Annotated in this window: 11 protein-coding genes and 1 pseudogene; 9 read left to right on the top strand and 3 right to left on the bottom strand. The window is 64.7% G+C overall.

Annotated features, from left to right (window positions below):
* Nucleotides 1-2,758: PAS domain S-box protein (locus tag ACEN88_RS12280; protein WP_413339912.1), on the top strand; the 2,758-nt coding region annotated here is incomplete at its 5' end.
* 150 nt (nt 2,759-2,908) lie between these two features.
* Nucleotides 2,909-3,229, top strand: a complete 321-nt coding sequence (locus ACEN88_RS12275) for a hypothetical protein (RefSeq protein WP_413339911.1) — start codon at nt 2,909-2,911, stop codon at nt 3,227-3,229.
* A 34-nt stretch (nt 3,230-3,263) separates the two neighbouring features.
* Here ACEN88_RS12275 and ACEN88_RS12270 read toward each other — a convergent pair whose 3' ends face one another.
* The 3 genes from ACEN88_RS12270 to map all read right to left on the bottom strand — a co-directional run bounded on the left by ACEN88_RS12270 (nt 3,264) and on the right by map (nt 7,606).
* On the bottom strand, nt 3,264-4,010 hold the full coding sequence (locus ACEN88_RS12270; RefSeq protein WP_413339910.1) for a pseudouridine synthase: 747 nt from the start codon (nt 4,008-4,010) through the stop codon (nt 3,264-3,266).
* 167 nt (nt 4,011-4,177) lie between these two features.
* Nucleotides 4,178-6,772 (bottom strand): [protein-PII] uridylyltransferase, encoded by a 2,595-nt coding sequence (locus tag ACEN88_RS12265; protein WP_413339908.1) that lies wholly within the window; start codon nt 6,770-6,772, stop codon nt 4,178-4,180.
* A gap of 9 nt (nt 6,773-6,781) precedes the next feature.
* The gene (map, locus tag ACEN88_RS12260) at nt 6,782-7,606 is read right to left on the bottom strand and encodes a type I methionyl aminopeptidase (RefSeq protein ID WP_413339906.1); all 825 of its coding nucleotides are present in this window, start codon (nt 7,604-7,606) and stop codon (nt 6,782-6,784) included.
* Between the two features lie 254 nt (nt 7,607-7,860).
* Between map and rpsB the strand changes: the two genes are divergently transcribed.
* From rpsB to ACEN88_RS12225, 7 genes and pseudogenes are all read left to right on the top strand, one after another.
* A complete protein-coding gene (rpsB, locus tag ACEN88_RS12255; protein WP_036228556.1) occupies nt 7,861-8,607 on the top strand; it encodes a 30S ribosomal protein S2 in 747 nt (248 codons plus the stop codon).
* A gap of 146 nt (nt 8,608-8,753) precedes the next feature.
* Nucleotides 8,754-9,662, top strand: coding sequence for a translation elongation factor Ts (gene tsf / locus ACEN88_RS12250; RefSeq protein WP_371762385.1), 909 nt, complete (start codon nt 8,754-8,756; stop codon nt 9,660-9,662).
* Nucleotides 9,663-9,759: 97 nt separating this feature from the next.
* Entirely contained in the window at nt 9,760-10,476 is a 717-nt protein-coding gene (gene pyrH, locus ACEN88_RS12245) for a UMP kinase (protein ID WP_036228558.1), read from the top strand.
* A 28-nt stretch (nt 10,477-10,504) separates the two neighbouring features.
* Nucleotides 10,505-11,065 (top strand): ribosome recycling factor, encoded by a 561-nt coding sequence (frr, locus tag ACEN88_RS12240; protein ID WP_036228560.1) that lies wholly within the window; start codon nt 10,505-10,507, stop codon nt 11,063-11,065.
* A 108-nt stretch (nt 11,066-11,173) separates the two neighbouring features.
* Entirely contained in the window at nt 11,174-11,932 is a 759-nt protein-coding gene (gene uppS, locus ACEN88_RS12235; RefSeq protein ID WP_413339903.1) for a polyprenyl diphosphate synthase, read from the top strand.
* 6 nt (nt 11,933-11,938) lie between these two features.
* Nucleotides 11,939-12,766, top strand: coding sequence for a phosphatidate cytidylyltransferase (locus tag ACEN88_RS12230; RefSeq protein WP_413339901.1), 828 nt, complete (start codon nt 11,939-11,941; stop codon nt 12,764-12,766).
* Nucleotides 12,767-12,893: 127 nt separating this feature from the next.
* Nucleotides 12,894-13,179, top strand: a pseudogene (locus tag ACEN88_RS12225) (1-deoxy-D-xylulose-5-phosphate reductoisomerase); the annotation flags it as partial.

Here is a 13,179-nt window from a genome sequence, read left to right as displayed (position 1 = left end):
CACCTGCGCGGCGTTCGCCGCGGCCGCGCACCAGGCCGGCGGCGGCGAGATCGAGCGCAAGGTCGAGGAACGCCTGCGGCCCGTCCTTGAAACCAAGGAGCACCTGGAGCGCGAGGTCGAGGAAAGCCGCGCGGCCGAGCGCCTGCTGCGCGAACACAAGGCCCTCATCGACGCCACCCTCAGCATCAGCACCGTCGGCGTGCTGTATTTCGACATCGACGGCACCGTGCGCGACGTCAACGCCGCGTTCGAGCGCATGACGGGATACACGCGCGCCGAACTGCGCACGATGCCGAACTGGCGCGACATGACGCCGCCCGAGTTCTGGGACGTGTCGGCGCGCGCGCTGCGCGACCTCATCGACAAGGGGGTGACGCTGCCGTACACGAAGCAGATGAAGCGCAAGGACGGCAGCCGCTGGTGGGGCCTGTTCGCGCCCGCGCGCATCTCGGGCGACGGCGCGAACGCGCGCTGCGTGCTGTTCGTCATCGACGTCACCGAGAACAAGGAGACTGAGGCGCGCCTGGCCGAGAGCGAGGAACGGTTCCGCGCGATGGTCGAGGGCTTCGCGCAGACCGTGTGGGAGTCGGATGCGCACGGCCGCGTCGTCACCGGTTCGCCCAGCTGGACGGCCTACACGGGCCAGGCGGAATCGGCGTCGCTGGGCGTGGGCTGGATCGAGGCCGTGCATCCGGACGACCGCGCCTACGCGCTGCGCGAATGGCGCGCGGCCGTCGGTACGCGCCGCGTCCTGAACGCCGAGTTCCGCGTGCAGATGGCGTCCGGCGGCTGGCGCTGGACCAATGCCCGCGCGGCGCCGCTGTTCAACCGCGACGGGAGCGTCCGCAAATGGGTCGGCATGCACATCGACGTCGACGAGCGCCGCCGCACCCAGGCCGCGCTGGCGGAGAGCGAGCGGCGCTACCGCATGCTGTTCGAGGCGATGGACGAAGGTTTTCTCCTCGCGACCGTCCGCTTCGACGACACGGGCCGGCCGACGGGCCTCGATTACGCGGAAGCGAATCCGGCCGCCGTGCGCATGGCCAACATCGCCTACGTGGGGCCGGGCCAACTCCGCATGCGCCCGGAGCACGAGCCGTGCTGGCTGGACGCCTGCGCCCAGGTCGTGCGCACCGGCGTCTCCAGCCGCTCGCAATGCTTCTCGCAGCCGCTGGGCAACTGGTACGACTTCTTCGTGTACCCGGTCGGCGGGCGCCAGGTGCCGCGCGTGGCGATCCTGTTCCACGACATCACCGTGCGCAGGCGCGCCGAGGATGCGCTGCGCGAGAGCGAGGGCCGGTTCCGCGCGCTGGCCGATGCGTCGCCCGCGCTCGTGTACCAGTTCGACGTGGACGGCAACGTCATCTACCTGAACCAGCGCTGCGTGACGAACGACGTGTCTGCGGAGGACGGCAGGACCGGCTGGAAGAGCATCGCACGGCCGGACGACATGGACGGGTACCTGCGCGACGTGTACGACGGGATCCGCACACGCGGCGCCTACACCCAGCGTGTCCAGACGGTCGTGAAGGACGGCAGCCGGCACTGGTTCGAATCCCATGCGTCGCCCTGGCATTCGGGCGACGGCGAACACCGTGGCTATGTCGGCATCTCGCTCGACATCACGGGGGCCGTGCAGGCCGAGGAGGCCCTAAAGGAGGCCGATCGTCGCAAGGACGAGTTCCTTGCGACGCTGGCCCACGAACTGCGCAATCCCCTGGCCCCGATCAGCAACGCGGTGCAGCTGATGCGCCGTCCCGACGGCCGGCGCCAGTCCGACCGCGTGGTCGAGATGGTGGGGCGGCAGGTGAAGCAGATGGCGCGCCTCGTCGACGACCTGCTGGAAGTGTCGCGCATCACGCGCGGCAAGATCGACCTGAAGCTGGAGCGGGTGCCGTTCGCCGAGATCGTCCACGGCGCCGTCGAGACGAGCCAGCCGATGATCGACCGCGCCGGTCACCAGCTCGCCGTCGCGCTGCCGGAGCAGCCGCTCGTCCTCGAGGCCGACCGCGTGCGCCTGACGCAGGTGTTTGCGAACCTGCTCAACAACGCCGCCAAGTACACGGACACGGGCGGGCGCATCTGGTTCGACGCGCGGCGCGAGGATGGCCAGGTCGTGGCCATCGTGCGCGACACGGGCATCGGCATTCCGGCTGACGCGCTGCCCTGCGTGTTCGACATGTTCGCCCAGGTTCACCGGTCGGCGGGACGGGGGCAGGGCGGCCTCGGCATCGGCCTGACGATGGTGCGCAGCCTCGTCGAGATGCACCACGGCACCGTCGAGGCGCGCAGCGCCGGACCGGGCCAGGGCAGCGAATTCATCGTGCGGCTACCGCTTGCGCCCGTGCGCGACGTCGACGACGACGCGCCTCCCTTGGGCCAGGCGCGTCCCGCCGCACCGTTCCACGGCCAGCGCATCCTCGTCGTGGACGACAACCGCGATGCCGCCGATACGCTCGGGCTATTGCTCGAAGCGGATGGCGCCGAGGTCCGCGTCGTGTACGACGGCCGCGCCGCGCTGGCGATGGCCGAATCGTTCCAGCCGACCAGTGTCCTGCTCGACCTGGGCATGCCCGGCATGGACGGTTACGAAGTCGCGCGCCGCCTGCGCCAGGACGAACGCTTCGCCGGCGTGCGGATTGCGGCGCTGACCGGCTGGGGGCAGGACGCCGACCGGCGCCAGACCCGCAACCGCGGTTTTTCCCACCATCTGACGAAACCCGTCAGTCTCGAGGAGTTGCACCAGATTCTTGTCTGAAACTGATCATACGACGTTGTTGAAACAATAAGTTACAAAATTGTGACATATGCGAACTGCATTTGGTTCCGCTATGTGCGTTAGCGAACGTCAATGTGCCCGCCGCCTAAGTAGACTGAAATCAACGTCAACCGATGTTGGGAGGCAGCGATGGCGTGGATTTCACAATTCGTCAGATACCTGGGCGTCTTCAACGACCCCCAGTTACACCCCGAAACGATTTCGGACCTCCCACCGTTTGCACTGCGCCAGACGCTCGAAGCGCTGCTGCGGACCGGCTGGATGAAGACGTTCGAATACGATGCCGAGGATGCGTGGGTCGATTACGCCCGCGTGGACTTGCGCCGGGGCCGATCGAAGCTGAGGCTGGAGTGGGACCAGGACAGCGGCGGCACCGTCGAGGCGCCGCGGGCGGTGCTCGCTGAACTGCGCGTGCTCGATCCGTGGATGCAGATGCGGCACGCGCATTGACGTTGCCCTGAGCCCGCCAAAACGCACCGTTGACTCAAAACCTCTCGTCCGCGCCCAGGTAGCGCCACTGCCCGGGCGGCAGTTCGCCGAGCTTCACGCGCCCGATGCGCACGCGCTTGAGGCCGATGACTTTCAGGCCGACCATGTCGCACATGCGGCGGATCTGGCGCTTGCGGCCTTCCCTCAGTGTGAAGCTGAGCTGGTCGTCGTTTTGCCAGCGCACCTTCGCGGGCAGCAGCGGTTTGCCGTCCATCCACAGGCCGTGGTTCAGCTTCTTGAGGTCGGCGTCCGGCAGGCGTCCCGGCTTCGTGTACTGCACGCGTACGAGGTATTCTTTTTCGATGGACGTGTCTTCGCCGATCAATTGCTTGGCGATGCGGCCGTCCTGCGTGAGCACGAGCAGGCCGACGGAATCGATGTCCAGTCGTCCGGCCGGCACGAGGGATTTCAGCTGCGTGGGGTGGAACTGCTCGGGCGACGGATCGTCCGCCCAGCGGTTTTCCGGCTTCACGAGCACGACGGCCGGCTTGTAGCCGTCTTCGGCCTGGCCGCTGACGTAGCCGACCGGCTTGTTCAGCAGCACGGTGACGCGCTTCGCCTGCTGGGCGGCGGCCTGGCGCTCGACGGTGATCTTCTGGTGCGGCAGCACTTTGCTGCCGAGCTCGGAGACCACCTCGCCGTCGACTCGCACCCATCCTTTTGCGATCCACTCGTCGGCCTCGCGGCGGGAAGACAGGCCAAGTTCGGACATGCGTTTGGAGAGGCGTACGGGTTCGGTCATGGTGACTTCAGATAAATACGAAAACAAAAAACACCGTCGTTCCCGCGGAGGCGGGAACCCATGCTGAAGCGCCGAAGTCACTCCGGTGACAGGCTGCAGTCGTTTTCGAATGACAGAATTCTGTGGCTCAGTATGGATTCCCGCTTTCGCGGGAATGACGCTTTAACTTAGATTTTTACGGCATCCAGCAGCTCGGTCTCCAGCTGCACCTGCACCCGCTGGTTATTGAGCGCCTGCCCATCGATGAGGAACACGTCCTCGACGCGCTCGCCCAGGGTCATGATCTTGGCGGTGTGCAGGTTGATGCGATAACGCGCCAGCACGCTCGCGATCGCGTACAGCAGCCCGTTGCGGTCGTTGGCGCCGATGGACAACACCCAGAACTGGCCGCGCTCGTCCGGGCGCATGTCCACGGTCGGCGTGATGGGGAAGTTGCGCGACATGCGCGACAGCCGGCCCCGCAGCGGCGGGCACAAGGGTTCCTGGTGCACGAGCACCTCGCACAGCTCGTGCTCGATCAGGTTGATGATGTCGCGGTAGCTGTTGGCGAAATGCTCGTCCGTGATGAGGAACGTGTCGAGCGCGTAGCCATCCTTCGTCGTGTGGATCTTGGCGTCGAGGATGGAAAAGTTCTTGCGGTCGAAATAGCTGCAGATGCGCGCGAACAGGTCGGGCTGGTCCTGCACGTACACCGTCACCTGCAGGCCTTCGCCGATCGGCGCCAGGCGCGATTTCACGACGGGCTTGTCGCGGCCCAGCTTGTCGACCAGGCAGCGCGTCTGCCAGGCGATGTCGGACGCGTCGTGGCGCAGGAAATATGCCATGTCGAGCTGCTTCCACAGCGCCTCGTGCGCATCGGACGGCAGGCCGAACAGGCGCAGCGTCGCCAGCGCTTCCTGCTGGCGCGCGCGCAGTTCGCGGTCGGCCGACGGCGGCTCGCCGCCCAGCACGCGCAGCGTCATCTTGTACAGGTCTTCCAGCAGCTTCGCCTTCCACGCATTCCACACCTTCGGGCTCGTGCCGCGGATGTCGGCCACCGTCAGCAGGTACAGCGCGGTCAGGTGGCGTTCGTCGCGCACGAGGCGGGCGAAGGACTGGATCACGTCCGGATCGGACAGGTCCTGCTTTTGCGCCACCACCGACATCGTCAGGTGGTGCTCCACGAGGAACACGACCAGTTCCGTGTCTTCCTCGGACAGCGCATGGTCGCGGCAGAATTCGCGCGCATCGACCTTGCCCAGTTCCGAGTGGTCGCCGCCGCGGCCCTTGGCGATGTCGTGGAAGAGGGCGGCCACGTACAGCAGCCAGCGGTCGCGGAAATTCGCGATCAGCTGGCTGCAGAACGGGTATTCGTGTGCGTGCTCCGTCATCGTGAAGCGGCGCATGTTGCGCACGACCATCATGATGTGCTGGTCGACCGTGTACACGTGGAACAGGTCGTGCTGCATCTGGCCGATGATGCGGCGGAAGTTCGGCAGGTAGCGGCCGAGGACGCCCATGTCGTTCATGCGGCGCAGCGCGTGCACGAGGCCCACGGGCGCCTGCAGCACGCGCAGGAACAGGGCGCGGTGCTGCGGATTCGCGCGGAACGCGTCGTCGATGAGGGTGCGGGCGTGCCACAGGGCGCGCATCGTGCGTGCGGTCATGCCCTTGATGTCGGGGCGCTCCGTCATCAGCACGAAGATTTCCAGCACGGCGGAAGGCGTGGATTCGAACGTGTCGTCCGCGGCGATGTCGATGAAGCCGCCCACTTCGTTGAAGCGCGGGTTGATCGGCACCGGTTGCGACGGCGTGGGGAACAGGTAGGCTTCGATGTTCTGCAGCAGGATCGTGTTCAGCTGGGTCACCGTCTTCGCAGCCCAGTAATATCTCTGCATCAGGTATTCGCTGGCGCGGCGCGCATCGAGGCCTGCGCCGGTCGACGTGAGGCCGAACGTTTCCGCGATGGCCGTCTGGACGTCGAACACGAGGCGGTCTTCCCGCCGGTTCGTCTGCAGGTGCAGGCGGATGCGGATGTCCTTGAAGGCGCGCTCCTTTTCCATCAGCTGGCGCGCTTCCTCGCGCGTGATCAGGTCGCGCATCGCGAGCTGGCTCCAGGAATTCGCGAGACCGGCCGCCTTGGCCACCCACAGGATCACCTGCAGGTCGCGCAGCGCGCCCGGGCTTTCCTTGACGTTCGGCTCCAGCGAGAACGGCGTGTATTCGTATTTCGCGTGACGCAGGCGCATCTCGGCCGTCTTGGCCTGGAAGAAGGCCTGCGGGTCCATCGCCTCGTCGTAGCGGCGCAGCAGCTCGTTGAACACGGCTTCATTGCCCGTCACGAGGCGGGCTTCCAGCAGGCTCGTCTGCACGGTGATGTCGGCGGCCGACTCCGTCATGCATTCGTCCACCGTGCGGATGCTGTGGCCGATCTCCAGGCCCAGGTCCCACAGCAGCTGCACGAAGTTTTCCAGCTTCGCCTGCGCGATCGCGTCGGGCGGGTTGCCCAGCAGGATCAGGAGGTCGACGTCGGAATTCGGGAACAGCTCGCCGCGGCCATAGCCGCCCACGCCCACGAGCGCCGCGTCAAGCGGGAGACCGGCCGCGTGCCACGCATCCGCCAGCACGCCGTCGACGCTGTGGCGCAGGCCGCGCAACAGTTTTTCCGGCTTGCCGTTCGCGCGGAAGTCGGCAATGACGAGCTGGCGCTCGGCTTTCAGTCGCTGTTTCAATTGCAGCGGCTGCAGGGGTTGCGGCGGCGGGGCGATGGTGGCAGTGGACATGGTGGCGGATCAGGCGGCGACGGTGTCTTTCGGCTGGATGATGGCGGGAGGCGGCGGGGTGCCGGCCGACGTCGTCAGCACTTCGTAGCCCGTCTCCGTCACGAGGATCATGTGTTCCCACTGGGCCGACAGGCTGCGGTCCTTCGTCTTGATCGTCCAGCCGTCCGGCATTTCGCGGATCTCGCGGCGGCCCGCGTTGATCATCGGCTCGATCGTGAAGATCATGCCGGCTTTCAGCTCCTCGCCCGTGCCCGGGCGGCCGTAGTGCAGCACTTGCGGTTCTTCGTGGAACACCTTGCCGATGCCGTGGCCGCAGAATTCGCGCACGACGGAGTAGCCCGCGTTTTCCGCATGCTGCTGGATCACGTGGCCGATGTCGCCCAGGTGCGCGCCCGGTTTCACCTTGCTGATGCCCAGCCACATGCATTCGTAGGTGATGTCCGTCAGGCGGCGCGCCAGCTTCGACGGTTCGCCGATGAAGAACATGCGGCTGTTGTCGCCGTGGTAACCGTCCTTGGTGATGACGGTGACGTCGATGTTCACCACGTCGCCATTCTTGAGGACCTTGTCGCCCGGAATGCCGTGGCAGATCACGTCGTTGACGGAGGTGCAGACGGCTTTCGGGAACGGCGGGTAGCCCGGCGGCGCATAGTTCAGCGGGGCGGGGACGGTGCCTTGCACGTTGACCATGTATTCATGGCACAGGCGGTCCAGTTCGCCGGTGGTCACGCCCGGCTTGACGAAGGGCGTGATGTAGTCGAGCACCTCGGCGCCGAGGCGGCCGGCGATGCGCATGCCCTCGATGTCTTCCGGGGTCTTGATGGAAATTGCCATATTGATCCGTTCTGCAATAAGTTCTGTGCCGGTCATTATATGTGATTCATAACGCCGCCGGGCCGGCGGCCGCCGCCGCTTTTGAGAGCCGCATGCGTGCCCGAGCTTGAAATTCGTGTCAAATCCCGCTAGAATCTCGGGTTGCTCGTGTCCATATCGAGCAATTTGTGAATGTAAATCGCGAATGCGGCCGACAAGGGTGCCCGGAAACGGGTGTACCGGCCGTCATTCAAGACCCAACCCTGGAGAATACAATGTCTGTCACTATGCGCGAAATGCTGGAAGCCGGTGTTCACTTCGGCCACCAGACCCGTTTCTGGAACCCGAAAATGGCCCCGTTCATCTTCGGTCATCGCAACAAGATCCACATCATCAACCTGGAAAAAACCATGGCGATGTACCAGGATGCGATGAAGACCATCAAGCAGATCGCCGCCAACCGCGGCACGATCCTGCTGGTGGGCACGAAGCGCCAGGCCCGCGACATCATCGCCGCTGAAGCACAGCGCGCCGGTGTGCCGTACGTCGACCAGCGCTGGCTGGGCGGCATGCTGACCAACTTCAAGACCATCAAGACCTCGATCAAGCGCCTGAAGGACATGGAAGCTGCCATCGAGTCGGGCGAAGTCGAGAAGATGAGCAAGAAAGAAGCGCTGATGTTCTCGCGCGAACTGGAAAAGCTGCAGAAGTCGATCGGCGGCATCAAGGACCTGCAGGGCGTGCCGGACGCGATCTTCGTCGTGGACGTCGGCTACCACAAGGGCGCCGTCACCGAAGCCGGCAAGCTGGGCATCCCGGTCATCGGCGTGGTCGATACCAACCACTCGCCGGAAGGCGTGTCGCACGTGATCCCGGGTAACGACGACTCGTCGAAGGCCATCACCCTGTACGCACGCGGCGTCGCCGATGCGATCCTGGAAGGCCGCGCCAACGCGACCAACGAAGTCGCCGAGATGGTCAAGTCGGCTGACGACTTCGTCGAAGTTTCCGAGCAAGCTTAATTGCCCGCGGGTCACGGCCCGCTGAGCTGTAAAGGGGGCGCCGAGCCTAAGATCGAGCGCCCCTTTTTGTAAGCAATTCCTGAACAGATTAATAATATGCAAGACGCCGAAGACGGCGGCTTGCTCCTACTTTTAGGAGAATGAACATGGCAGCGATTACTGCAGCGATGGTTGGCGAACTGCGCGCCAAGACCGACGCACCGATGATGGAATGCAAGAAGGCACTGAACGAAGCCGAAGGCGACATGGCGCGTGCCGAAGAGATCCTGCGCGTCAAGCTGGGCGGCAAGGCATCGAAAGCGGCAGCCCGTATCACCGCTGAAGGTGTCGTGACGGCTTTCGTCGCCGGCAACGTCGGCGCGCTGGTCGAAATCAATAGCGAAACCGACTTCGTCGCCAAGAACGACGAGTTCATGGCCATGGCCAACCTGGCTGCCAAGCTGGTCGCCGAGAACAACCCGGCCGACGTCGCCGCCCTGGCCGCCCTGCCGGTCGACGGCAAGACGTTCGACGACGTGCGTACGGCACTGATCGGCAAAATCGGCGAGAATATGACCGTTCGCCGCTTCCAGCGCTTCGAAACCACCGGCAAGCTGGCATCGTACCTGCACGGCAACCGCATCGGCGTGATCGTCGACTACGACGGCGCCGACGAGCAGGTCGGCAAGGACGTCGCGATGCACATCGCCGCGATGAAGCCGGTCTCCCTGTCGGCAGAGCAAGTGCCGGCCGAGCTGATCGAGAAAGAGCGTTCGGTTGCTCAGCTGAAAGCCAAGGAAGACGCCGACAAGGCCGTCGCCGAAGGCAAGCAGCCGCAATCGGCCGAGATCGTCGCCAAGCGTATCGACGGTTCGGTGCAGAAGTACCTGAAAGAAGTGTCGCTGTTCAACCAGGCTTTCGTGAAGAACGACAAGCAAAGCGTCGAGCAGATGCTGAAGGCCGCCAACACCACCGTGAAAGCATTCACGATGTACGTGGTCGGCGAAGGCATCGAGAAGAAAGTCGACGACTTCGCAGCGGAAGTGGCAGCCCAGATGGCTGCTGCCAAGCAGTAATAAAGAGAACGGGCCGCAAGGCCCGTTTTTACAACCGGGCGGTGATCCCGTCCGGTGCAGTACCGAATATGAACCAATGACCACAGGAGCCCTATTCATGACAAAACCAGCCTACCAACGAGTCCTCCTCAAACTGTCTGGCGAAGCGCTGATGGGCGACGATCCGTTCGGCATCAACCGCGCCACCATCGAGCGCATGGTCGCCGACGTCGCGGAGGTGTCGAAGCTGGGTGTGGAACTGGCAGTGGTGATTGGCGGCGGCAATATCTTCCGCGGCGTCGCGCCGGGTGCGCAGGGCATGGACCGCGCGACGGCCGACTACATGGGCATGCTGGCCACCGTGATGAATGCGCTCGCGCTGGCCGACGCCATGCGCCAGCAGGGCATCACCGCCCGCGTGATGTCGGCGATCGGCATCGAGCAGGTGGTCGAGCCCTACGTGCGCCCGAAGGCGCTGCAATACCTGGAAGAGGGCAAGGTCGTCGTGTTCGCAGCCGGTACCGGCAACCCCTTCTTCACCACCGACACCGCAGCCGCACTGCGCGGTTCGGAAATCTCGGCCGAAATTGTATTGAAGGCAACCAAGGTCGATGGCGTATATACTGCCGATCCGAAGAAGGATCCGCACGCGACCCGCTACGAACAGATCTCGTTCGACGAAGCGATCGCGAAGCACCTGCAGGTGATGGACGCCACCGCGTTCGCCCTGTGCCGCGACCAGAAGCTGCCGATCAAGGTGTTCTCGATCGTCAAGCCGGGCGCGCTCAAGCGCGTGATCATGGGCGAGGACGAGGGTACACTCGTACACGTTTAATCAATAGTTAGAAATACAGGAGAGCAGCATGTCCGTAGCTGACGTTAAAAAAAGTGCCCAGGACAAGATGGCGAAATCCATCGAGACCCTGAGAGGCAACCTGGCCAAGGTTCGCACCGGCCGCGCCCACACCGGCATCCTGGACCACGTGATGGTCGACTACTACGGTTCGCCGACCGCGCTGCCGATGGTCGCCAACCTGACCCTGATCGATGCCCGCACGATCGGCGTCCAGCCGTATGAGAAGAAGATGCTGAACGTCATCGAAAAGGCGATCCGCGAATCCGACCTGGGCCTGAACCCGTCGACGTTCGGCGAGCTCGTCCGCGTGCCGACCCCGGCGCTGACCGAAGAGCGCCGCAAGGAAATGGTCAAGCTGTGCAAGTCGGAAGCGGAAGACGCGAAGATCGCCGTCCGCAACGTGCGCCGCGACGCCAACGAACAGCTGAAGAAGCTGGTCAAGGACAAGGCGATCTCGGAAGACGACGAGCGCCGCGCCCAGGACGATGTCCAGAAGATGACCGACAAGGCCGTCGTCGACATCGACAAGCTGGTTGCCGAGAAAGAAAAAGAAGTGATGACTGTGTGATCCGTATTGCGGCATGATATGCCGCATATCGTCGTGGACGTCGGACCGGCAGGCCAGGCTTGACCGGTCCGTTCCGCCTTTTGTTGTAGCCGCCATTTGGCCAGATTTATGATTTTCAAAAGTTCGACCACCGCAGTCCCCGAAGCGCCGACGGTGCCGCGCCATATCGCCATCATCATGGACGGCAACGGCCGCTGGGCGACCAAACGCCTGCTGCCCCGCGTGGCCGGCCACGTCAAGGGCGTGGACGCCGTGCGCAAGATCGTCGAAGCCTGCGTGGATCGTGGCGTGGAATACCTGACGCTGTTCGCGTTTTCGTCGGAAAACTGGCGCCGTCCGGCCGACGAAGTGTCCTACCTGATGGGCCTGTTCGTCACCGCGCTCGAGCGCGAAGTGTCGAAGATGCATGCGAATAACATCCGCCTGAAGGTCGTGGGCGACCTGTCGCGCTTCGATGCGAAGCTGCAGGACATGATCGCCAACGCCGAGCGCCGCACCGCCAACAACACCCGCCTGACCGTCACCATCTGCGCCAACTACGGCGGCCGCTGGGACATCATGCAGGCGACGGGCAAGATGGTTGCGGCCAACCCGGGCGTGACCGAGTACACCGAAGAGATGCTGGCCGAGCACCTGGCCATGGCCTATGCGCCGGAGCCGGACCTGTTCATCCGCACCGGCGGCGAAGAGCGCATCTCGAACTTCCTCCTGTGGCAGCTCGCGTATTCGGAGCTGTACTTCACCGACACCTTCTGGCCGGACTTTTCGCGCGACTCGCTCGACACGGCGATCGCGTCCTACCAGAGCCGGGAACGCCGCTTCGGCCGCACCGGCGAACAGGTCGCCAACAAGGCTAAACAAGGCTAACCGCTGATGCTCAGAACCCGCGTCATTACCGCCGTCGTGCTGCTGGCAATTTTGCTGCCAGTCCTTTACTTCAACAACTACACGGCGTTCGCGGTCGTGGCGACGGTGTTCTTCGGCGCCGCCATCTGGGAATGCTTTCGGCTGTTCAATCCGGAAACGCATAACGCGCACGTGATCGCGCTCGTGTGGGCCGCCGTATTCGCGATGTCCGTGTTCACGGGGCATACGAATCTGTCGTTCTGGGCCGCGCTGAGCGTGGCCTTGTGGATCGCCCGGTTCGCGCCGTCGCTGAAGATCGGCCTGCCGCCGCTGGGCACGCCCGCGAACACGGTGCTGTCGCTCGTCTACGCGTTCGCCGTGGTCGGCTGCTTTGCCGCCATCGTCGACCTGTATTCGCACTCGCCGCTGTTCCTGCTGTCCGTGCTCGCGATCGTGTGGGTGGCCGACATCGGCGCCTACTTTTCCGGCAAGGCGTTCGGCAAGCACAAGCTGGCTCCATCGATTTCGCCGGGTAAATCGTGGGAAGGCGCGATCGGCGGCGGCATCGCCGTGCTCGTGCTGGGCGGCCTGTCGGTCCAGTTCGGCGGCGACGCCTTCGCGAACACCTTCGCCGTGCGCGTCCAGCACACGTACGGCTGGCCCGTGCTTGCCGTCGTGCTCGTGCTGATGACGGCCGCCAGCATCGTCGGCGACCTGTTCGAATCCCAGCTCAAGCGGCGCGCCGGCATGAAGGACAGCAGCAACCTGCTGCCCGGCCATGGCGGCGTGCTGGACCGCATCGACGCACTGATCCCCGTGCTGCCCCTCGCCGCGCTGATCGGCTCGCGGCTGTAAGACACAGGCCGTTCCAACGCGGGCGGCGCGCCGCCTTCGCGCGCGCCGTGCCAGAATGACTCGGCGCTGGCGGTGGTCTGCAACCCGCCCCGCCCATGTTGGAACGACCTTGACAATGGAACGCAACATGCAAAGCATCACTATCCTTGGCGCCACCGGTTCGATCGGCGTCTCGACCCTCGACGTGCTGGCACGTCATCCCGACAAATACCGTGTGTACGCGCTGTCCGCGCACGAGCGCGTGGATGCGCTCGCCGCGCAATGCCGCGTGTTCCGTCCGCAGCGTGCCGTCGTCGGTTCGGCGGAAAGCGCGGCGCGCCTGCGCGACCTGCTGGCCGGCCTCCCGATCGACGTGGCCCACGGCGAAGCGGCCTTGTGCGAGATCGCATCGAGCCCGGACACGGACACGGTGA

Origin of the sequence: Massilia sp. CT11-108 (genome assembly GCF_047302915.1) — a bacterium.
In the GTDB taxonomy this organism is placed as follows: Bacteria; Pseudomonadota; Gammaproteobacteria; order Burkholderiales; family Burkholderiaceae_D; genus Telluria; species Telluria orientalis.
The sequence above is the reverse complement of the archived record's forward strand: the minus strand, read 5'-3'. Positions and strand labels throughout refer to the sequence as shown.